This window comes from Allorhizocola rhizosphaerae, assembly GCF_003426775.1.
Taxonomy (GTDB): domain Bacteria; phylum Actinomycetota; class Actinomycetes; order Mycobacteriales; family Micromonosporaceae; genus Allorhizocola; species Allorhizocola rhizosphaerae.
On the sequence record NZ_QJUG01000018.1, the window covers coordinates 21606 to 43173 of the forward strand.

Annotated in this window: 18 protein-coding genes; 13 read left to right on the plus strand and 5 right to left on the minus strand. The window is 68.0% G+C overall.

Annotation, left to right across the window (positions count from 1 at the left end; translation table 11 throughout):
• Window positions 1-14 precede the first annotated feature (14 nt).
• Window positions 15-1292: an ABC transporter substrate-binding protein gene (locus DM816_RS05615; RefSeq protein ID WP_117208989.1), complete on the plus strand. Its 1278-nt coding sequence runs from the start codon at window positions 15-17 to the stop codon at window positions 1290-1292.
• Between the two features lie 43 nt (window positions 1293-1335).
• On the opposite strand, the gene DM816_RS05620 is transcribed toward DM816_RS05615, so the two are convergent.
• On the minus strand, window positions 1336-5160 hold the full coding sequence (locus DM816_RS05620) for a P-loop NTPase fold protein (RefSeq protein WP_117208990.1): 3825 nt from the start codon (window positions 5158-5160) through the stop codon (window positions 1336-1338).
• Between the two features lie 166 nt (window positions 5161-5326).
• Here DM816_RS05620 and DM816_RS05625 point away from each other — a divergent pair, with 166 nt between their 5' ends.
• A complete protein-coding gene (locus DM816_RS05625; RefSeq protein ID WP_246001595.1) occupies window positions 5327-6550 on the plus strand; it encodes an SLC13 family permease in 1224 nt (407 codons plus the stop codon).
• A gap of 6 nt (window positions 6551-6556) precedes the next feature.
• Here DM816_RS05625 and DM816_RS05630 read toward each other — a convergent pair whose 3' ends face one another.
• The 3 genes from DM816_RS05630 to DM816_RS05640 all read right to left on the minus strand — a co-directional run bounded on the left by DM816_RS05630 (window position 6557) and on the right by DM816_RS05640 (window position 8611).
• Window positions 6557-7999, minus strand: coding sequence for a nitroreductase family protein (locus tag DM816_RS05630; protein ID WP_246001597.1), 1443 nt, complete (start codon window positions 7997-7999; stop codon window positions 6557-6559).
• A gap of 61 nt (window positions 8000-8060) precedes the next feature.
• Window positions 8061-8327: a type II toxin-antitoxin system RelE family toxin gene (locus DM816_RS05635; RefSeq protein ID WP_117208991.1), complete on the minus strand. Its 267-nt coding sequence runs from the start codon at window positions 8325-8327 to the stop codon at window positions 8061-8063.
• A complete protein-coding gene (locus DM816_RS05640; RefSeq protein ID WP_117209018.1) occupies window positions 8324-8611 on the minus strand; it encodes a type II toxin-antitoxin system Phd/YefM family antitoxin in 288 nt (95 codons plus the stop codon). The genes DM816_RS05635 and DM816_RS05640 overlap by 4 nt, the downstream gene beginning before the upstream one ends.
• Window positions 8612-8783: 172 nt before the next feature.
• On the opposite strand from DM816_RS05640, the gene DM816_RS05645 reads away from it, so the two are divergent.
• The 9 genes from DM816_RS05645 to DM816_RS05685 all read left to right on the plus strand — a co-directional run bounded on the left by DM816_RS05645 (window position 8784) and on the right by DM816_RS05685 (window position 18254).
• On the plus strand, window positions 8784-10019 hold the full coding sequence (locus DM816_RS05645; protein WP_117208992.1) for an exo-beta-N-acetylmuramidase NamZ family protein: 1236 nt from the start codon (window positions 8784-8786) through the stop codon (window positions 10017-10019).
• 18 nt (window positions 10020-10037) lie between these two features.
• On the plus strand, window positions 10038-11846 hold the full coding sequence (locus DM816_RS05650) for an ABC transporter substrate-binding protein (RefSeq protein ID WP_117208993.1): 1809 nt from the start codon (window positions 10038-10040) through the stop codon (window positions 11844-11846).
• Between the two features lie 8 nt (window positions 11847-11854).
• Window positions 11855-12844 (plus strand): ABC transporter permease, encoded by a 990-nt coding sequence (locus DM816_RS05655; protein WP_246001599.1) that lies wholly within the window; start codon window positions 11855-11857, stop codon window positions 12842-12844.
• A 67-nt stretch (window positions 12845-12911) separates the two neighbouring features.
• Entirely contained in the window at window positions 12912-13748 is an 837-nt protein-coding gene (locus DM816_RS05660; protein WP_246001600.1) for an ABC transporter permease, read from the plus strand.
• An 8-nt stretch (window positions 13749-13756) separates the two neighbouring features.
• Window positions 13757-14671: an ABC transporter ATP-binding protein gene (locus tag DM816_RS05665; protein WP_246001603.1), complete on the plus strand. Its 915-nt coding sequence runs from the start codon at window positions 13757-13759 to the stop codon at window positions 14669-14671.
• Window positions 14668-15594 (plus strand): ABC transporter ATP-binding protein, encoded by a 927-nt coding sequence (locus tag DM816_RS05670; RefSeq protein ID WP_117208996.1) that lies wholly within the window; start codon window positions 14668-14670, stop codon window positions 15592-15594. Before DM816_RS05665 ends, DM816_RS05670 begins: the two co-directional genes overlap by 4 nt.
• Window positions 15591-16481, plus strand: coding sequence for an N-acetylmuramic acid 6-phosphate etherase (gene murQ / locus DM816_RS05675; RefSeq protein ID WP_117208997.1), 891 nt, complete (start codon window positions 15591-15593; stop codon window positions 16479-16481). Before DM816_RS05670 ends, murQ begins: the two co-directional genes overlap by 4 nt.
• Window positions 16478-17560 (plus strand): anhydro-N-acetylmuramic acid kinase, encoded by a 1083-nt coding sequence (locus DM816_RS05680; RefSeq protein WP_117208998.1) that lies wholly within the window; start codon window positions 16478-16480, stop codon window positions 17558-17560. The genes murQ and DM816_RS05680 overlap by 4 nt, the downstream gene beginning before the upstream one ends.
• Window positions 17553-18254 carry a hypothetical protein gene (locus DM816_RS05685; protein WP_117208999.1) on the plus strand — a complete coding sequence of 234 codons (702 nt, stop codon included), beginning with the start codon at window positions 17553-17555 and terminating at the stop codon, window positions 18252-18254. The genes DM816_RS05680 and DM816_RS05685 overlap by 8 nt, the downstream gene beginning before the upstream one ends.
• Window positions 18255-18339: 85 nt before the next feature.
• Here DM816_RS05685 and DM816_RS05690 read toward each other — a convergent pair whose 3' ends face one another.
• Window positions 18340-19548, minus strand: a complete 1209-nt coding sequence (locus tag DM816_RS05690; RefSeq protein ID WP_117209022.1) for a DUF349 domain-containing protein — start codon at window positions 19546-19548, stop codon at window positions 18340-18342.
• Window positions 19549-19738: 190 nt separating this feature from the next.
• Here DM816_RS05690 and miaA point away from each other — a divergent pair, with 190 nt between their 5' ends.
• Together miaA and dapF are read left to right on the plus strand one after the other, a co-directional pair.
• Window positions 19739-20632 (plus strand): tRNA (adenosine(37)-N6)-dimethylallyltransferase MiaA, encoded by an 894-nt coding sequence (gene miaA / locus DM816_RS05695; protein WP_117209000.1) that lies wholly within the window; start codon window positions 19739-19741, stop codon window positions 20630-20632.
• 62 nt (window positions 20633-20694) lie between these two features.
• On the plus strand, window positions 20695-21465 hold the full coding sequence (dapF, locus tag DM816_RS05700) for a diaminopimelate epimerase (RefSeq protein ID WP_117209001.1): 771 nt from the start codon (window positions 20695-20697) through the stop codon (window positions 21463-21465).
• Window positions 21466-21568 lie beyond the last annotated feature (103 nt).

A 21568-nucleotide genomic window follows, 5' to 3' on the forward strand; every position in this document is an offset into this window, starting at 1 on the left:
GAAGGGGTTTCGTTGTGCGAAAACTGTTAGTGATAGCGCTCGTGGCCGCGTCGCTCACCGCGTGCCGCGGTGGTGAGACGACGACCGACGCCGGGGGGATCAAAACCGATGTCGGGGTGACGAAAGAGCCCTGTCCCCAAGCCATCGACCAGGCGAAGGGCTGTATTTATCTGGGTATCATCTCCGACCTCACCGAAGGCCCGTTCAAGGCGCTCGCCGTGCCCATCACGGAGGCGCAGAAGGCGTTCTGGAAGCGTGTCAACGAGGCCGGCGGCATCGGCGGGTACGAGATCGACGTCACGAAGTTCGTGAAGGACAACAAGTACAACCCGCAGACCCACAAGGAGGTCTGGGACCAGATCAAGGGCCAGGTGCTGGCGCTGGCCCAGACGCTCGGCTCGCCCACCACGGCCGCGATCATGTCGGATCTCAAGTCCGGCAACGTGGTCGCGGTGCCCGCGTCGTGGACGTCGCAGTGGGCGTTCGACGACGTGATCATCGAGTCGGGGGCCAACTACTGCATCGAGTCGATGAACTCGCTCGACTACGCGGTGGAAAAGTACAAGAGCAAGAGCGTGCTGGCCGTGCACTACGCCGGTGACTACGGCGACGACGCGGCCGCGGGTGTCAAGTTCGCCGCCGAGAAGCTGGGCCTGACCTTCTCCCACCTGAAGACCGACGCGGGCGCCGACAAGCAGGCCGGCGCGATCGCCGAGATCGTGGGCAAGAAGCCCGACCTGGTCATCCTCACCACCGGACCGACCGAGACCGCGACCATCGTCGGGCAGGCGGCGGCCCGCGGCTACACCGGGCGGTTCATCGGCACCAGCCCCACGTGGAACCCGGCCCTGCTGCAGAGCGCGGCCGCGCCCGCCTTGCTCGCGCTGTATGAGCAGAGCGCACCCTGGAACTCGTGGACCACCAACACCCCTGGGCACGAGGCGCTGCGCAAGGCATTGACGGGCGTGACCGCACTGAGCGAGGGCTACACGGCGGGCTGGGTCTGGTCGTACCCCCTGAAGGCCGCACTGCAAAAGGCCACCGCCAACAAGGACCTTACCCGGGCGGGCCTGCTGGCCGCCGTGAAGTCGCTTGATTCGGTGGACTACGAGGGCATGCTCCCGACCGGCGCGGGCAACTTCAAGGCCGGCGCGACCGGGCAGGTCAAGGTGACCGCCATCTACAAGCCCGACAAGGCCGGCGTGACCGGCGTGAGCCTGGTCAAGGACCTGTTCGTCGGGCCGACTGCGCAGGCGTACACATTGGACAGTGCCTGCTTCAACAAGCTCTGACCACTGCCACACGGAAAAGGGCCGGGTCCACACCCGGCCCTTTCTAAAGGTATCGCTTCGCGATGGCGATGAGCTGCTGCCGGTCGCCACCGGGGCGACGCAGGAGCTCGCGCAGCGCAACGGTCTCGGCATCATCCGGGGCCATCTGGAAGGACTTCACCGTCTCGTTCCAGACCTCGTCGCTGTCGCGCGCGCAGGTGTAGAACCAGTCCAGCACGATGCTCGGCTCATCGCCGAGCAGGTAACGCTTGCCCAGCATGTCGAGCAGCCACGGCCAGCGCACCATGATCTCGACCACCCGGGCCATCTCGGCGCTGTGCTGCTGGGTCTGGGTCAGGCTCGTGGTGGTGACGCCGAGCTTGTATTCCAGCACCATGTAGAAGCGCCACAGGTTGACGAACGTCTTGACCTGCCGCGGATTGCGGGCGGGCAGGTTCTTGACGGCCTCGTGCAGCGACGAGCGGACCAGTGCGAGCGACTCGAGCCCGCTCGACATGCTCGGCTCGGCAGCCAGCGCGGCGTCGTCATTGGGCGACTGTCCGTTATGGACGGTCGCCGCGCGTCGCCTGCTGCGGCGGAACCAGCCGCCGTTGCGCACCGGGCTTGCCACGACGGAGTCGGCGGCGGGGTTGCGTTGAGCGGGCACTGCCGTGACGGGCGGCTGGGCCGGTGCGTTCACCGAGACGGCTGCGCGCCGCTGATCCGCGAGGAGCAGGTATTCCAGATAGTTGACGATCGCCACGTCCGGCAGGCGCGGAAGGCGTACCGGAAGATCAATGATTTTCTCCATGAACCGCCAGCCGGTGTGCTTGAGGTGCCCGAAGCTCACCGGGTCGGCGATCGCCCGGTCGCCGATCGACGAGAACTCCGATTCCAGGTGTGCGGCGACGGTGGCCGGGTCGAGACCCATGACGAAGACGGCCGGGCCGAAGGCGTTGGTGAGAAAGAGGTTTATCGCCTCGATCGTGTCCGAGACCACGCTGGGACTGCATCGGTCCATGTCGTCGATGAAGATGTACAGCGTGGAGTGCCGCGTGGCGAGCTCGATCACCTCGCGCAGATCGTGCCGCAGGAGGTAGAGGTAGCCCCGCTCGGGTGTCTCAAGTGGATCGTTGGAGCCGTCCAGCAGCCCGACGACACCGCCGCTGACCGGGCCCTGCACGGCCGCCGGGTCATACCAGTTGCTGAAGCCCTTGACCGCCGTCCACAGGGTGCGGCCGACCGCGAACAGCGCCGCGATCGCGATGACCCCGGCCGTTCCCAGGATCTTGTCGAGCTCACCGGTGTTGACCACGCCGACCACCACCGCGACGACCGCGGCGACGAGCGTGAGCAGGCCGGCGGTGACGGCGACGAGCCCACGCATGGTGCGCGGGCTCAGCGACATCATGATCTGTTTGCGCATCGCCGCGGCGCCGGTGCGTTTGAGGTTGAGGTCGAAGTAGAGCATGCGCCGCTGCTCCGTGGGCAGGCGCCGGGTGACGCCGGTGAGGATCTCGTGGGCCAGGCCGGCCCAGATCTGTTCGGGCCGTTCATACATCCACGGGTTGAACCACACCGAGATGATTTTCTTCTCGGGATCCTTGGGCCGCATGGCATAGGGGAACGTGGACTCGGTCATCCGCTGATGCAACCGGGCCCACGCCCATGACGGCTTGATGGTGTCGGTGACCGGCTTGTCGGTGTCGCCGTGGAACAGGACGTGCGTCGGCTCGAACTCCGATGCCTGCCCGGTCTTTTTCGCGTCGTCGACCCGGGCCGCTTCGGGGTCGACCTTCGCCCGGATCATCTCCAGCAGGCTCGACTTGCCATGGCCCCATGGCGCGTGGATGCCCACGACGATCGGCGGCGCGGTGCTGCTCAAGGCGTCGACCACGGTTTCGGCGAGGGTCTCCCGGGCCAGCTGGTCCTCGCTGGACGGCTGATCGTTGAGCAGGATGGCGGACGCGCGTACGGGAGCGTCCAGCTCGCCGCCGGTGGACAGCGGTTTTTCGGGCGCGACGACCCACGCGCGCAGCTCGCCGTCGTGCCCTCCGGTCAGCAGCACCGAGGTCTGCCGCTTGCCCTGCCGGCGATGGGCGATGGTCATGGCGCGAATCGAAGTGGTGCCGCCCTTTGCCGCGTCGCCCACGAGGCGGCCGTCCAGGCCCCACTTCAGCACGTCGCCGTTGTCGCAGCCGCCGAAGATGACGACGAAGCCGCTCTCGGTCTGGTGGCAGGCCAGCGCGCGGACCTGCCGGTTGGACAGCGGCATGTCCAGCCGGCGCACCAGGGTCGCCGTCACGACGTCGTAGAGCTCGACCTGGCCGTCCGAGCGGGCCGCGACAACCAGATGCCGGGTGTCCGGGGTGACGGCGACGGCGTTGATGGGTGTGCTCGTGACGGGATGGACCGCGCCGCCCGACAGCGGGACCCGCAACAGCCCCTGTGTCGAGCCGATGACCACGTAGATCTGGTCATCGGCGGCGATCGTGGTCAGCGAGTGCACCTCGCCGCAATCGCGGGCGATGATCTCGTAGCTCTCCTGGCCGCCCAGCGCACAGCGACGGACCGTGCCGTCCGGACCACCGGTGATGACATGCCATTTGCCGCCGTGCTCGACCGTGGCGACCGCCCAGATCTCGGCGGTGTGGTCCATCCGCAACGGTCGCGCCCTGCCGGTCGCCGGCTCCCAGTCGATGACGCCATGGTCGGCGCCGCAGCTGATCAGGTGGGGATCGGTCGCGTCCCCCGCGAAGGCGATCGCCCGGACGGTGCTCTGGTGACCGATGAGGCGGTGGATGTCGCGCTCGGCGATCGGGTCGACGACGTGGACCGCCCGGGTGACCCCGGCGCACGCGTAGAAGTCGCCGTCGACCGTCGTGCCGGCGGCCACCGCCCAGATCGTCCCGTCGATGCGGGCCGCGACGCGGGACTCGCCGAGCACCCGGGCCGTCATCCGGGTGATCCTGTGCTGGCCGTTGAAGTCGCCGGAGGCGATCACGACGAAGTCGTCGATCACCTCGCAGGCCAGCGCGTAGACCTCGCCTTTGTGCTGGGTGACCTCCACGGAACCGGTGCTGGTGGTGCCGTCGTAACGCCAGAGCGTCACCGGGCCGCGGGCCGACGCCGTGGCGATCATCGACGTGTTGTCGGCGACGACGTGCCCGAGCCGGCGGATCGTGGCACCGGTGCCGTAGGCACGGATCGACTTGAGCGTGCCGTCGTCGTCGGGCAGCAGGATGCGCAGCATCTGGTCGGAGCCGCCGGTGGCCAGGAGGTCGATCGAGGCGGGCCCGCCGTCGGCGTCGGGCATGCCCGGCGTGCCGAGGCGGCCGGGCACGGTGATCATTGACCAAATTGGACCGTTGTGCACCGGCGAGAACACGGGCGGAACATCGGGGTCGGCCAGATCCCATGTGGCAACGACACCGTTGGTCAGCGCGCATGCGGCGTAATGGCGCCCGCGATGCCGATAGACAGACACCTTGAACGGCAGCGCACCGACCTCGACGTCGGGCGGGGACAGCTCGGTGAAGGTCGTCGTGCCGGGCTGCCAGACACAGACGCCCGTCTGCCGGGCGATCAGCACGATCTCGCCGCCGTCGGGGCCGATGCCCACCGCGAAATCCCGCACCTCACCGGTGCCGCAGGTCAGCGGTGGCTCGCTGCCGTGCGTGCGCGGATCCCACACCCACACCAGGCCCTCCGGGCCACCGACCAGAAGCAGATCGCCGTGCTCCCGATTGGGCAAGGCCGCGAGCGCGCTCACCGGTGTGTCCTCCGCCAACACACCCAGTTGCACCTCTGTGGCAGCATCGAGCAGGTCAACCCCCTGGCTTCGGCCGATCGCCAGAACGAGCTGCTTGTCGACGTGGAGGAAGGCCATATGATCTATCTGGCCACGGAGCTGCGGAGCCCCGGCGGTGCCAGCCATCGGCTCAGCTCGATTGTCCATAGGCGACTATCATAGGGCCCTGGCGCAACGGCAAGGCAGGCGTGGGAAGCGAAACACCTATCTGGGCCATGACATCTGAAGGTGAGAACGAAACTCGGTGGCGGCGGAAACGACAGGCCCAGACGCGGACGGGCAGAAGGTGGCGATCCGGCCTTGGGCGCGGCTCGACGCCATGGATTGGATCGCCATCGGGCTACTGATCGGCGGCGTCGTGGCGATCGCGACGGGGCTGCTCCCGACGACCGTGGCCAAGGCCACGGTGTCGCGCATCTTCCCGCTGCTGGTCTTCCTCGGTGCGGTCATCGTCCTGGCGGAGCTCGCGGCCAAGGCAGAGCTCTTCGACGTCATCGCGGTCCGGCTGACCGCGCTCGGCAAGGGCCGCAACGTTTTGATGTTTGTGCTCAGCCTGGCGTTCGCCGCGGCCATCACCATCTTTCTCAACCTCGACACGACCGCGGTGCTGCTCACGCCGGTGCTGATCGCCACCGCGCGCCGCGCCCAGTTACCCGTGCTGCCGTTCGCGATGACGACCGTCTGGCTGGCCAACACGGCCAGCCTGCTGCTTCCAGTGTCCAATTTGACCAATCTGCTGGCGGCGGACCGGATCGACCTCAAACCCCTGGCGTTCGCCGAGCGGATGGCCCTGCCCCAGGCGGCCAGCCTGCTCGCGATCGGCGTGTGCCTGTGGTGGTTTTACTGGCGCACCAACCCCTCCCGCTATCCGGTGCCGGAGCGCCACAGGCCCCGCAACGTGCTGCTCTTCCGGATCGCGGCGGTCTGCGTGGGCACGTTCGTCGTCGCCATCCTCGTCGGTGTCAGCGTCACCATCGCCGCGCTGGTGACCTCCATCGCCCTGCTCGCCGCGTTCGTCTGGCTGAGGCGGGCCGACCTGGCGTGGCAGTTGTTGCCGTGGCGGCTGCTCGTGTTCGTCACCGGTTTGTTTCTGGTCATGGACACGGTGGGGCGGCTCGGGCTCTCCGACTTCATGGCCTGGCTGATCGGCACTGACTCCGGCACCAGCGGTGTGGTCCGTGCGGCGACGGTGGGCGCCGTGGCGTCCAACGTCTTGAACAACCTGCCGAGCTATGTGGCGGGGGAGGCCGTGGTGCCGATCCCCAATCACGACCAGCTGATCGGGCTGCTGATCGGCACCAATGTGGGGCCGTTGGTGCTGCCCTGGGCGTCCCTGGCGACCCTTATCTGGTACGAGAGGTGCCGCGCCGACGGGCTGACCGTCAGCTGGCCGCGGTTCATCGGCACCGGGCTTGTCGCCGCGGCGCTGACCCTGGCCGCGAGCGTGGCGGCCCTGCTCATCGGCTAGCGACTGTCACTGCCCGATGCGGGGTGTGATGGGTTTGAAGGTGACCGGTGCGCCTGGGCGACCGCCGCGGCGGCCCTTGTATTCGGGCACGCCGACACAGGTGAACAGCAGCGTCACGAAGTCTTCGGGCTCGCCGAGCAGCCCGGGGACCTCCGAGTCGTAGAAGGTCATGCCGGACGCGCCCGCGCCGAGCGCGTAGGAGGCCAGATGCAGCCGGCCCTCCACGATGCCTGCGGCCAGCTGGGCCTCGCGGTAGCCGTGGTCGTCGAGTTGGCCGGCGGCGATGCCCGAGATGGCCACGAAAGCGGCGTCGCTTCCCAGGCCCTGTGCCAGGCAGATGCGGTACAGCTCTTCGCGCAGATTGCCCGTGCGGACCGGGGTCGTGAGGTTTGGCCAGCGGTACACGCCCGGCTCGACATCGTCGACTCCGTGCACCACCATCCAATGTGGAACCGTTATGCCGCGGGTCGATGCGGACATTGACCATTCGAGTACCGAGCGCGGCAGCGTCTTGCTCGCGTCCATCAGCCGCTGCGAGCCACGCCGCGCGATGACCTCATCGAGCGACTCGGCCGCGGGAGGCTCGCCGGGCAGGGCGGGCGCGACCGGCCACGGCTCGCCGAGCGTGTCCCGGTCGCCCGCGCGCTGCGCGATGGTCGACAGCGGGAACTCGACCTGCGGCAGCTCACCGGTCACGGCGGGCCCGGTGGACGCGATCGCCGGCGTGCCCTCGGCAAGCGACAGCAACGCGATCGGGAACTCGTGCACGCCGTCCGCGCCGACCAGGCCGGCCACCGCGCGATCGGGAAACGTTGTGCGGAGATGGGCGGGCAGGCCCGCACTTTGCGCGGCGGCTTCCAACTGCGCGAGCAGCGTGCCCCCGTCCCAGTAGATGTGGCGCCAGCCGCGCTCCGAATAGCGCCAGCCGGTGCGCCACGGGACTCCCGTGACGACCAGTGTGGTGGCCTCGCCGCCCGCGGGCGGGGCGATGTGGACCAGCGCGTGGTTTTGGGCGTCGTACCAGTGCACGCCGTCCGGCACGCCCGTGACGCCGCGCGTGCATGCGTAGACCTCAAGCGGGAAGCGTGCGCCCGCCGAACCGCTGGCGCGGAAGTACATTTGGCGTCCGTCGCGCTCCCGCACGCGCACGACGCCGGCGCCGAGGAACAGGATGCGCGCGAGCTGGGCCGCGTCGAGCGGCTGCACCGGGCAGGCCACACCGGCGAGAGCGGCGGTGGCGGGCGTGCCCGGGTCGGGCAGCTCGGTCGGCAGCGCGATGGTCGGCAGGCCGGCCTGGTACGCCTTGAACTGTGGCGGTTGCGTCTCCGGATCGTTGGCGGCCAGGTCGTGCCGGATCCTTGGATCGTCGCTCAACGGCTTGTCCCAGTCCATGCCCGGCCGGTACGACGTCAGCCGGTGCAGCAGGCCGGCCCCTAAGTCAAAATCCACTTCGTCACACTAAGCAAGCGGCTTCAGCCTGTCATCCCAATAGCGGGGCTACAGGCCGATCCTATCGAGTGCGGTACACGTTTGATCGCCGCTGGACATTGGCCACCTCAACGACCACCCGATCGTCGTCAATGGCATAGATAATGCGGTATTCGCCACGCCTCGCCGAGTGAAGGCCCGCGAGCTCGGCGATGAGCGGCTTGCCGACGCGGTGCGGATTCTCCGCCAATGGCCCGGCGCAAAACTCCAGCACCGCCCACGCTGTTCTTTCCGGGAGCTTCGCTATATCGCGGCGGGCTGACGGGGTGAACTCAACGCGATATGTCATTCCGCCTCTCCGGCCTGAGCACTGCGGGCTTCGAGATCACGACGAATATCGTCAATGGTGAATCGCTCTGGTTCGGTCAGCGCGTCCCGGATTTCCCGCGCGATGTCCGGGTCGGACAGGATTTCGAGCGTTTCCTGGAGCGACTCGAGATCTTCGTAAGCGATCAGTACGGCAGCGGGCCGGCCGTTCTTGGTGATGACCACCCGCTCGTGGGTCGTTTCGACGGAAGTGACCAATGGTGATAAGCGGTCGCGGACATCGGCGAGCGGCAGCGTTGTAGTCATGTACAGAATTATGGCGCTGGTGTCGGCTGGGTGGCAACTGAACCGGCGGGCGGCCGGGGCGCGCAGGCCGGACTTGTTTGGCCTGCGCGTAGGGCGGGGCGGCCCTGGGTGCAAGGTAATCTGGAAAATCATTTTCTTGACGTATGGAGCGTGCGTTACTAGTTTTCAGGGCATGGTGGATCGACGCACCCTTCTCACCGGGGCGGGCGGGATGGCGATGGGCGGCGGGGAGCACGACCGTCCGAAGTGGAAGGTCGAGACCGGGCTGGACCGCTTGGTGGCAACGAACTTCGCCGCCCTCCGCGGTCGGCGGGTGGGCGTGATCTCCAATCCGACCGGCGTGGACCGGCAGTATCGCCACCTGGTCGACCTGATGCATCACAACGTCGACATCACCGGCGTGTTCGGGCCCGAGCACGGCTTCCGCGGCTCCGCCCAGGCGGGCGGCAGCGAGGGCACCGGCATCGACGCCCGCACCGGCCTGACCGTGTACGACGCCTACGGCGCGAGCCAGGCCAAGTGGCAGGAGATGTTCACCCGCGCCGACATCGAGCTGGTCGTGTTCGACATCCAGGATGTGGGCGCCCGCTTCTACACCTACATCTGGACCATGTTCGACTCGATGGTGGCGGCGAATGCCCTGGGCCTCAAATACGTCGTGCTCGACCGGCCCAACCCGACCGGCGGCCGGGCCCGCGGCCCGGTTCTGCAAACGGCGTTCGCGAGTGGCGTAGGCAAGAAGGAGATCGTGCAGCAGCACGGCATGACCGTGGGCGAGCTGGCCCGCTTCTATCGGGGCGAGTTCGCCGAGACGTCGGGCATCGAGCTCGAAGTCGTCAACTGCAGGGGTTGGCGGCGCGGCATGATCGCACGCGACACCGACGTGCCGTGGGTCATGCCGAGCCCCAACATGCCGACGCCCGACACCGCACTGGTGTATCCGGGCACGGGCATGTTCGAGGGCACGTTCGCCTCCGAGGGTCGGGGCACGACGCGCCCGTTCGAACTCGTGGGCGCCCCCGGCCTGGACCATCACTGGTGCGACCGGCTGAACGCCTATCGACTGGAAGGCATCGAATTCCGCGAGGCCTACTTCACGCCCACCTTCAACAAGCACACGGGTGTGCTCTGCGCGGGTGTCGAGGTGAAGGTCGTCGACCCCGCCCATTTCGACGCGGTCAAGACCGGGGCCGCCATGCTGATCGAAGCACGGCGATACCCCGGCTTCACGTGGCGGCAGGATTCATGGGACCCGGTCCGGCCGCACTGGATAGACAAGCTCACCGGCTCGACCCGCCTCCGCACGATGATCGACGCGGGCGCGGGGCTGGCCGACGTGACCGGCGCCTGGGCCGACGAGCTCGCCGCGTTCGACGCGCGCCGCCGCCGGTACCTCCAATATCAGTAAATTTCAATGGGAGGACTTGTGAAAAGGTCAATTGGCGCCCTGGCGGCAGCCATGGCCGTGGCACTAGCGGCCGTCGGCTGCAGTGAGAGCCCGCAGCAGGCCAAGAGCGGCGGCACCTACACCACGGTCGAACTCACCCACGCGATCGACCCCCAGGCGCCGATCAACCCGTGGGCCGGCAAGGGGAACTCCTTCAGCGGCTACAGCGCGATGCCACTGGCGTTCCGCAAGAACCACCTCACCGACCACAACCAGCACTACCCGGGCATCGCCGAGAGCTGGCAGGTCTCGGCCGACGGCGCCGAGGTGACGATAAAGATCCAGCCGAAGGCGAAGTGGTCCGACGGCACGGACGTGACGTCCGAGGACATCAAGACCTCGGCCGCGGTCGCGTTCACCCAGGGTGGCTCGGTCTTCGCGATCAGCCCCGGCAGCACCGGCTCGCTGGGTGAGGTGACGATCGTCGATGCCAAGACCATCAAGTTCACCCAGGCGCCGGGCGCGCGCAACAACATCTTCCTCTACAGCCTGCTCAACATGTGGGTGCTGCCGAAGTCGGTCTACGGCCCGCAACTGCCCGCCGACTTCTGGGACAAGGTGAAGACCGGCGCGCAGAACACCGACGCCGGCAAGGCCGCCCGCGATGAGCTGGCCGCCCTGGGCAAGAAGATCATCACGTTCGGGCCGCCGAAGGACGTGTCGGCCGGGCCGTTCGTGCTCGAAAGCGTCAACGCCAGCGAGGCCATCCTGGTGAAGAACCCGCACTTCTTCAACGCCGACAAGATCGGGCCGGACAAGGTGCGGCTGCGCAACTACACCGGCAACGAGCAGATCTGGAACTATCTGACCGCCGGCGAACTGGATGGTTCCCCCTTCACCGCGACGCCGACCAATGTGGTCGAGCAGATTTTGAAGGTACCGGGTTCGGCCAAGCTGACCGGGATGTCCCAGGTGAGCGCGGCGCTCGCGTTCAACCAGAAGTACGCGCCGTTCGACAAGGTGCAGGTGCGCAAGGCGCTGGCCCACCTCATCGACCGCGGCGAGGTGCAGAAGATCGGCGCGCCCGACAGCGGCTCGGTAGCCGAGCACACCTCCGGGCTCATCGAGGGCGCGGCCAAGGCGTGGATCGGCGACGCCGAACTGGCCAAGCTCGACCCGTACAAGGTGGACAGGGCCAGGGCCGAAACCCTGCTCACGCAGGCCGGACTGTCCAAGCAGGACGGCAAGTGGATGCTGCCCAACGGGCAGCCGTTCGCCTTCAAGCTGCAGGTGCCCAACGGCTTCTCCGATTGGGTGGCGGCCGGCAAGAACATCGCGAGCCAGCTCACCAACGCCGGCATCGCGGTCGAGGCGCAGACCAGTGCGGACTATGCCGTGTACCAGAAGGAAATGGCCGAGGGCAAATACGCGGCGGGCTTCTGGCTCGTCGCGCTCGGCCCGTCCACCTACAACGCTTACTCGCGGCTCTACGGCGGCGCGAATGGCTGGTCGGCGTTCGGGGGCCAGCTTACGCACAAGCCCGCGGGCGAGGGCGGCAACTGGATGGGCGGCGCGGAGACGGCCACCATCCCGGGCTACGGCACGCTCAACCCGGGCCAGCTGACCTACCAACTCAGCCAGCTCCCGGTGGACCAGGCCAAGGACACGATCGTGAAGCTGGCCAACTACACCAGCGACCAGCTCCCGGCGATCCAGATGTGGAATTACGTCAACGTGCAGTTCGTCAACACCAGCCGGTTCGAGAACTTCCCGCCCAACGACTGCGAGTGCCTGCGGCTGTCGCACGGGGTGTGGATGCAGCTCGGCTACATTCAACCGAAAAAATGAGCGGGTTGATGTGGCGGATCGCGGGTCATCTGACCCGCGGTCTCGCCATGATCTGGGCGGTCACGACGTTTACCTTCGTGCTGATCCGGCTCATGCCGGGCGATCCCGTGCAGGTGCAGTACGAGCGGCTGATCGCGCAGGGCATGACCCCGGATCAGGCGGAGTCGGCGACCGCGATCACCTACGGGTTCGTGCCGCACGGGCCGATGTGGAAGCAGTACCTGGAGTACATGTGGGGCCTGGCCCATCTGGACCTCGGCGTGTCCGTTGAGTCGCAAGGGGTCCCAGTCGCCGACCGGGTGTTCGGCGCGCTGCCGTGGACCGTCCTGTTGGTACTGTCCGGGATTCTCATCAGCTTCCTGATCGGCGTGGTGCTGGGGGTCGTGGCGGCAATGCGCCGCTCGACGATGGTCGGGCACGGGCTGTCCATCGCGGGATCGCTGCTGCACGGCGTGCCCCCGTTTGTCATCGGCATCGTGCTCGCGGCCCTGTTTACCCGGCGGTGGCGGTGGTTCCCCAGCGGCGGGCACTTCAACGGCGACGAGGTTTCGCCCGGGTTCTACTACGACTTCATCGGCGACGTGGCGTATCACGCGGTGCTCCCGGCCGCCTCGTTCGCGGTTGCCAGCTATGGGGGTTGGCTGCTCGCGATGCGCTCGTCGGTGGCCAGCGTGCTCGGCGACGACTTCCTGCTGGCGGCGGAGCTTCGGGGGTTGCGGCCGTTCATGAGGTTCAGATATCTGGCGAGGAACGCGATCCTGCCGCTGTTCACGGTGTTGGCGATTTCGTTCGGGTTGGTGTTCGGCGGGTCCATCTTCATCGAGCGCATCTTCAACTATCCGGGCCTGGGAATGCTTTTGTACCAGAGCATTGGAGCACGGGACTTCTCGATGATGAGCGGCGCCTTCCTGCTCATCACGGCCGCGGTGATCGTCGCCAACATCCTCGCCGACGTGCTCTATACGGTCATCGATCCGCGCGTGCGGAGGCAGGCATGAATGCGGTGTGGAAACCGGGCCAAACTCACTGCCGCCGCCCCTCCTGCGGCGGTGCAAGGTGAGTGCCGTGCTGAGGGCGTTGCGGCGCAGGCCGAGCCGGATCGCCGGAGTGGTCATCATCCTGCTGTTCGTGTTCATGGCGGTGGCGGGGCCGTGGTTCTACCCGGATCGGCTGCCGTACGACGCCGACAACATCTACGCGCCGATCAGTTGGGAGCACCCGCTTTCGACCGATTTCGAGGGTGTGGACGTGCTGGCGCTTGTCGTCACGGGCACGCGCGGCGTGATGCTGGTCGCCGTCGCAGCCGGGCTCGTGACGATGGTGGTGGGCACGGCGATCGGGCTCTACGCGGGCTACCGGCGGGGCCGGCCCGACTCGGTGCTGATGCGCATCGCCGATTTCGTGCTGACGATCCCCGGGTTTCCGCTGCTGATCGTGCTGACCGTGACCATCGGGCTGGGCGCGTGGTGGAAGATGGCCCTGGTGCTCGGGCTCACCGGCTGGGGCGGGCTGGCGCGGGCCGTTCGCTCGCAGACGCTGTCCCTGCGCGAGCGCGGATTCATTGAGGCCGCAAGGGGTTTGGGCCTGCCGACGCGGCACATCGTGACCAGGGAGCTCCTGCCCAACGTGGCGCCCTACATCGCGACCAACCTGTTGGTGGCCGTCACCGCGTACATCTATGCCCAGGTGGGCCTGTATTTCCTGGGCGTGCTGCCGCTCGACACGAGCAACTGGGGCGTGATGCTCAACGCGGCCGTGTTCCAGTCGGGTGCGCTGATCTCGCCGGACGCACTGCCCTATCTGCTGGCCCCGCTCGGTGCGATCCTGTTGCTCACGCTGGGCGTGGTGCTCATCGTCGACGCGCTGGAGGAGATCTTCAACCCACGGCTGCGGGGGTCATGAACATGGGCGTGACTATTGCGGGTTTGACGGTTACGTATGGCGATTTGCCCGCGGTCAAGGACGTGTCGCTGCGGTTGGAAGACGGGACCATTACGGGGCTCGTTGGGGAGTCGGGGTCGGGGAAGTCGACGCTGGCGCTGTCGTTGCTGGGGCATGGAAACATCGCGAGCGGGTCGGTTTTCATCGACGGCGTGGGCGACATGTCCAAAATGGACAAGGGTGCGTTGCGGGCCGTGCGCGGGGCGAAGATCGGGTATGTCTTCCAGGCCGCGCAAAACTCGCTCAACCCGCTTTTGACGGTCGGCAAGCAGCTGCTCGACCTTGCCAAATCGCACGGTGTGCGCGACGTGCGTGGCGCGCATCCGCTGCTGCGCAGGATGGGCCTGGACCCCGATCGGGTGCTCAATTCCTACCAGCACGAGCTGTCCGGCGGCATGCGCCAGCGGGTGGGCATCATGTTCGCCCTGGTGCTCAACGCCCATGTGCTGGTGCTGGACGAGCCAACGACGGCGCTCGACATGATCACACAGGCGAACATCCTGCAGATCGTGCGCGAGGTGCACGCCGATCGTGGGCTGACCACTTTGATCGTCACGCACGATGTCGGGGTCGTGGCGGAGGTCGCCTCGCGGGTGGCGGTGATGTACGGGGGCCGGATCGTCGAGTGCGGCTCGACGAAGGAGGTGCTGGCCAACCCGCGGCATCCGTACACGCGCGGGCTCATCAACGCGATCCCACGCCTTACCGGACCGGTCGACGTGGCGAAACCGCTGCCCGGCACACCGCCGACACTGGGCACGATTCCAGCGGTGGGATGTGTGTTCCGGGCGCGGTGTCCAATCCGGATGGACGTGTGCTCCGCCCAGGAGCCGGAAATGATCGACGACGTGGCGTGCCACGCGGTGGGGGTAACGGCGAAATGATTGAGGGACGCGGGATCACCAAGGCGTTCAAGCAGGTGCAGGCGCTGCGCGGGGTGGACTTCGTCATCCCGCGCGGGGGAGCGGTGTCGTTCATCGGCGAGTCGGGCTGTGGCAAGACCACGCTCGGGCGCATCCTCGCCGGGTTGGAGAGCCACGACGAGGGCCGGCTGTTGCGCGATGGCGAGCCCATCAAGGATTTCAGGCCCATCCAGCTGATCCACCAGGATCCCTATTCGGCGCTCAATCCGACCCGGACCATCGCGCAGATTTTGCGCGATCCGTTGCGGCTGCGCGGACACCCGTTTTCCAAGGCGGAGGAGCTTCTGTCGTTGGTGGGGTTGGACCCGTCATATGTGCTGTCGCGGTATCCGCATCAGCTCAGCGGTGGCATGCGCCAGCGGGTGGTCATCGCGCGGGCGCTGACGGTCGATCCCGAGGTGCTCGTTGCCGACGAGGCGGTGTCGATGATCGATGTCTCGCTGCGGCTCGGAATCCTTGCGCTGCTTCGGAACCTGCGCGAGACGCTGGGCGTGTCGGTGCTGTTCATCACGCACGACGTGGCCACGGCGCGCTATGTGGGCGCCGAGGGCGAGCTTTACGTCATCTATCGGGGGACGGTCGTCGAGCGTGGGCCCGTCGACACCGTGCTCGCCGGGCCCGTCCATCCCTACACGCAGTGCCTGCTGTCGGCAATCCCCGTGTTGCACGGTCTCGAAGTTCCAGGACCCGATCGTTTGGTACCGGATGAGCCCTTGGACGAACGGGTGGAGCCCTCGGGCTGCCTGTTCGAGCCGCGGTGTCCATTCGCGACACCCGCGTGCGCTCAGGAGCAGCCGTTGTTGAGCCGGCTCGGGGACACGCCACAGGACCACGCCTGCCTGTTCCCGGCCCGCAGGCACGTCGTCGCGGTGCCAGCGCGGTGACAACACTCGACCAATTGCTCACCGAGCAGATCGACGACAGATACGCGCACCTCGACCAGGCCCCGGTGGCACAGCTCGCGCAGCTGATGAACGAGGCCGACGCGAGCGTGCCGGGCGCCGTGCGTTCGGCCATCCCGCAGATCGTTCCGGCGATCGAGGCGGTGGTCGAGCGGCTCGCGGCGGGAGGGCGGCTCATCTACGTCGGCGCGGGCAGTGCGGGGCGGATCGCCGTACTGGATGCGTCTGAAATCCCGCCAACATTCAATGCGCCGCCCACGTTGGTGCAGGCGGTCATCGCCGGGGGCTTTCAGGCCGTGGTGCGCACGGCTGAGGGGGCCGAGGACGACACGGCCGCGGCGTCGCTGGCCATCGACTCGCTTGAGGTGTCGGCGTCGGATGCGGTGATGGGCATTGCGGCCAGTGGGCGCACACCATATGTGTTGGCGGCGATGGGCGCGGCACGGCAGCGGGGCGCGGTGACGGTCGGATTGTCGTGCAATGTGGACACTGCGCTGTCGGCGGCGGTCGACTTTCCGATCGAGGTGCCGGTCGGGCCCGAGGTGCTGGCGGGATCGACGCGCTTGAAGGCGGGCACCGCGCAGAAGCTCGTGCTCAACATGGTCAGCACGATTGCGATGGTGCGATTGGGGAAGGCCTATGGCAACCTGATGGTGGACATGCGGGTCACCAACGGGAAGCTGCGCGATCGGGCGCTGCGCATCATCGAGCGGGTCACGGGGTGCACGCGGGCGGTCGCGGAGAAGGCGTTGCACGCGGCCGACAATGAGGTCAAGACCGCCATCGTGATCGTGGCGCGATCGTCCACAGTGGAGGTCGCGCGGCAGCGGCTGGCCGCCGCGTCGGGCCGGTTGCGTGATGCGCTTTGAGGGTCCTCGGTCTCATCTCCGGGACATCGCACGACGGCATCGATTGGGCGGTCGTCGACTTCGCACTCTCCGGTGACACCCTCGTGGGGCGGGTGGAGTCGTATGGCACCACGCCCTATCCAAGCGGGCTTCGCTCGCGTTTGCTGCGCGCGCTGCCGCCTGCTGCGGTGTCGTTGCGGGAGGTGTGCGAGCTCGACACGCTCATCGGGCAGGCGTTCGCGACGGTGGCACGCTCCGATGTGGACTTGATTTGCTCGCACGGGCAGACCGTGTACCACTGGGCGGGGCGGGGCACCCTCCAGATAGGACAGCCTGCCTGGATCGCTGAGCGGACGGGGGTGCCCGTGGTTTCGGATGTGCGGGCGCGTGACATCGCGGCGGGTGGGCACGGGGCTCCGCTGGTTCCGGTGCTCGATCGGTTACTGCTGGCCGGGCTCGCGGGGCGGGTGGCCGCGCTGAACATCGGCGGCATCGCCAACATCACCGTGCTGGACCCGTTGGTGGCGTATGACATCGGGCCGGGAAACGCGCTCATCGACGCCATGGCGCTGCGCCTGACGGGGGCCCATTACGACGAGGACGGGCGGCTGGCCGCAGCGGGCACAGTCGATCGGGCGTTGCTGGACCGGCTGCTCGCCGACCCCTATTACGCGTTGCCCCCGCCCAAGTCCACCGGCAAGGAACACTTCAACGCGGCATATGTCTCGTCCCTGCCGCCCACCGCGGACACGATCGCCACGCTCACGGCGCTCACGGCCTCGACCATCGCCTCGTCCGTGCGCGAGCACGGCATCGAAACGCTCGTCGTCTCGGGTGGCGGGTGGGCCAACTCCACGTTGATGGGCATGCTGCGTGGTCGGTTAGAGGACGTGCGTATTGTGCCGTCGGACGAGTTCGGCGCGCCGAGTGACGCCAAGGAGGCGATCGCGTTCGCACTGATCGGCTGGCTCACCGTGCACGGCCTGGCCTCGACCACGCGCATTCTCGGGTCGATCACACCCGGCGCGGGTGCGCTACAGTTGCCGCCGCCACTTGCCGCCCCACCGGCCCGCCTGCACCTGGAGGCCTCCAATGCCTGAGCACTACGCCGCCCTGGTCCGTCCGATCATCGACCGCGTTTACACCTCGGTGCGCAGGGCCGCCCGCCCGCGCACCATCGACGTCGTCGAGCGGATGGGGCTGCAGCCCGGGTTCATTTCGAGCTTCTACTTTGGACTGTTGGCGCGGCCCATGCCCGCCGCGAGCTTCGCCGCCGCCACGACCTACAGCGGGTCCGACATGACCGAGGAGCTTGAGCAGGGCATCGCCTGGCTGGACGCCGACGGCACCTGGCACATCACCGAGTCCGGCCGCGCCCTGGGGCTCGCGTTGCAGCTCGCGATAGCCGAAGGGGCACAAGAGTTCTGGGCCGATCGTGCGAGCACCCTGCCCCGCCTGGCCGAGCTGCTCGGCCGGCTGCTTGAGGCCGGGGCCGCCACGGGTGGGCCGGCCTTCGCCGCGCTGGCACCCGCATACGAGCCCGATGGCGCTTCGCCGGCCCTGCTGGTCACGAGCCGACTGGGCGCGCTGCGCCACCACCGTGCCGACGCGCACCGGGCGGCGTGGCAGTCGGCGGGGCTCTCGCTGCCAGGGCTGCTCGCGCTGCCCGCGGACAGCCCGGCACGCGTGGCCATCGAAGGCGACACCAACCGGCGCGATGCGCCCGTCTACGGGTGCCTCACGGCCGACGAGCGCACCGAGTTCATGGGCCTGCTCGGCGCGCTACCGGGATAGCCCGAACCGTTCGGCAAATGCGGACATGTCGTCGCGTTGTTCGGCCGGGTCGGTGGCGGTGGCGCTCACGCGATGCGCCGCTGATTCAGCTGGAGCTCTCCGCGAGCTCCAGGAACTTGCGCTTGGTGTGCAGGGCCTGCTCAGCCTCTTTGATGCGTTTGGTGTCACCGGCCGAGCGGGCCCGCTCCAGCCGCTCCTCGGCCTCGGCCACCTGGCTGCGCATCTGCGCCAGCAGCGGGTTGGCCGACGGCTCGGTGCGCCGCCACGCCGAATCCATCGCCGCGCGCACCCGATCCTCGACCTGGCGCAGTCGGCGGTCCAGCGAGGCGACCGCGTCGCGGGGCACCCGGCCGGTGTCGTGCCACTGGCCCAGGATGTCGCGCAAAGCGGCCTGCGCCGCCTTGGGGTCGGCGTCGATGTCGAGCGCCTCGGCCTTGGCCAGCAGTTCCTGCCGCCTGCTCAGCGCCGCCTTCTGCTCGGCGTCGCGCTCGGAGAAGACCTGCTTGCGCCGGGTGAAAAACGCGTCCTGCGCGGCCCGGAACCTCTCCCACAGCTTCTGCTCGGCCTCCTTGGACGCCCGGGGCGCGGCCTTCCACGCGTCCATGAGCTCCTTGAGCCGATCGGCCGTGGCCTTCCAGTCGGTCGACTCGGCCAGCTGCTCGGCCTCGGCCACCAGCTCGTCCTTGACCGACTGGGCCTGCTTGCGCTGCGAGTCCAGCGAGGCGAAGTGACCGCCACGGCGGCGGGTGAACGAGTCACGCGCGATGGAGAACCGCTTCCACAGCTCGCCGTCGGCCTTCTTGTCGACCCCGCGAATGGTCTTCCACTCGTCCAGGATCTCCTTGAACCGGTCGCCGGTCGCCTTCCAGCTCGTGGACTCGGCCGCCAGCTTCTCTGACTCCTCCACCAACTGCGTCTTGCGCGCCAGCGCCTCGGCCCGTGCCACCTCACGCGCGGCCTTGGCCGCGGCCGCCTTCTCCTGCGCCACCACCGTGAGCGCGTCGAGCCGCGCCGCGAGGCCGTCGATGTCGCCGACGACATGCGCCTCGTCCAGGCCGGCCCGCAGCCGCTTCGCCGTGGCCAGGGTGTGCGAGGGATCCGCGGCGCCCGACGCCAGCCGGGTCTCCAGCAAAGCGACCTCGGTCAGCAGATCCTCGTAGCGGCGGACGAAGTGCGCCAGACCCTCCTCAGGCGTGCCGGCCTGCCAGGATCCGACCGTGCGCTCGCCGGCAGCAGTCTTGACCCAGACCGTCCCGTCGGCGTCCACCCGGCCGTAGCTCGCCCAGTCGCTCATCATCGATACCTCAGTTCTCCCCGGCGTCTCACCCTCGATGAGCGCCGCCATAGCGCATTGTCACATGGGGGACGCACGGCATGCTTGGCCGCCAACTCCCTGATTAGACATCGTGACCTTACGGCCTTAATCGCCGCGCCGCATCGCCTCTCCAGCGCACTAAAGGGCACGATCCGGTTACGTTTATGAAATGAGGGTCGTAGCGATCTTGGGTCCCACCGCGAGCGGCAAGTCGGCGCTGTCCATCGCCCTGGCGCACGCACTGGACGCCGAGGTGGTCAACTGCGACTCTATGCAGCTCTACCGCGGGATGGATATAGGCACGGCCAAATTGAGACCCGCGGAGCGGGACGGCGTGCCGCATCACCTGCTCGACATCTGGCCGGTGACGCAGCCCGCCAGCGTGGCCGAATATCAAGTGCTGGCGCGCGCGGCGATCGACGGCATCCTCGACCAGGGCCGGACAGCGGTCCTGGTGGGCGGATCGGGCCTGTATGTGCGGGCCGTTCTTGAAGAATTTCACTTTCCCGGTACCGACCAGAGCCTGCGCGAGTCCCTCGAAGCGCAGTTGGCGCAGGTCGGGGCGGCCGCCATGCATGAGCGCCTGCAGCAGGCCGACCCGCAGGCGGCGGCGCTCATCCTGCCCACCAACGGCCGGCGCATCGTGCGGGCGCTGGAGGTGATCGAGCTGACCGGGCGCCCGTTCACGGCGGCGTTGCCCGAGCAGCGGCGCCCGTTCTACGAGGCGGTCCAGATCGCGATCGACCGGCCCGACCTCGACGCCCGGATCGCGCGGCGCGTTGAGCACATGTGGGAGCTCGGCTTTGTTGACGAAGTCCGGGCACTGGAGAAGGTCGGCCTGCGCGACGGCCTGACCGCGAGCCGGGCTCTCGGGTACCAGCAGATCCTGGGTCTTCTGGCGGGTGAGTGCACGGAGCAGGAGGCCTTCGACGCCACGGTGACAGGCACCCGCCGCTTCGTCCGGCGGCAGCGGTCGTGGTTTCGGCGCGACCCGTCGGTACTCTGGCTAGACGGCACCTCGCCGGATCTGATCGACGAAGCGCTCGGGGCAATAAAGTCATGAGCGAGGGGCTTGCCCGAGCGAGTCAACAGGCATGCGCCGCACAGCGAAGCGGAGGGACGCCATTGAGATTCACCAAAGGGCACGGCACCGGCAACGATTTCGTGATCGTCGATGCGTCCGTGGAGCTCAACCCGGCGCTGGTCCGCGGCCTGTGCGATCGCCGGTTCGGCATCGGCGGCGATGGCGTGCTGCGCGTGGCGCGGCAGGACGCGCTCTATTTCATGGACTACTGGAACTCCGACGGCACGATCGCCGAGATGTGCGGCAACGGCGTGCGCGTGTTCGTGCGCTACCTGCTCGAAAACGCGCTGGTCACGGGCGACGAGATCGCGGTCGCCACGCGGTCGGGGGTCAAGACCGCGCGGGTGGAGTGGGACGGGATCAACGTCGACATGGGCCCGCCGCGCATCCTCGGGAACTCGTGGGCCACGCTCGCCGGGCACATGTATGAAGGGCTGGGCGTGTCGATGGGCAACCCGCATCTGGTGTGCGAAGTGGACAGTGTCGCCGCGCTCGACCTGAGCGGGCCACCCGAGCTCGACAAGGACTTCTACCCCGAGGGCGCCAACGTGGAGTTCGTGGAGCGGGTCTCGCCCGACCACGTCCGCATGCGCGTGTTCGAGCGCGGGTCGGGCGAGACCCTCTCGTGCGGCACCGGCGCGTGCGCGGTCGGCGTGGTGGCGCTGTCCGACGAGCCGGGGACGGTCGCCATTGATGTGCCCGGTGGCCGGCTCAGATTCACCCGCACGAGCGACACGACCTGGCTCGCCGGCCCGGCCGTGCTGGTGGCGACCGGCGAGTTCGACCTCAGCTCACTGGCGGGACAGCTCTAGCCTTCCGCGGTGGCAGTGCAAGATCACGGCCTCGCCTGAACCGAGCTGACGTGGCGTGCTACTGCGTGGGCTGCGTCCCGTCGAGCGAGGAGTCCAGCTGCAC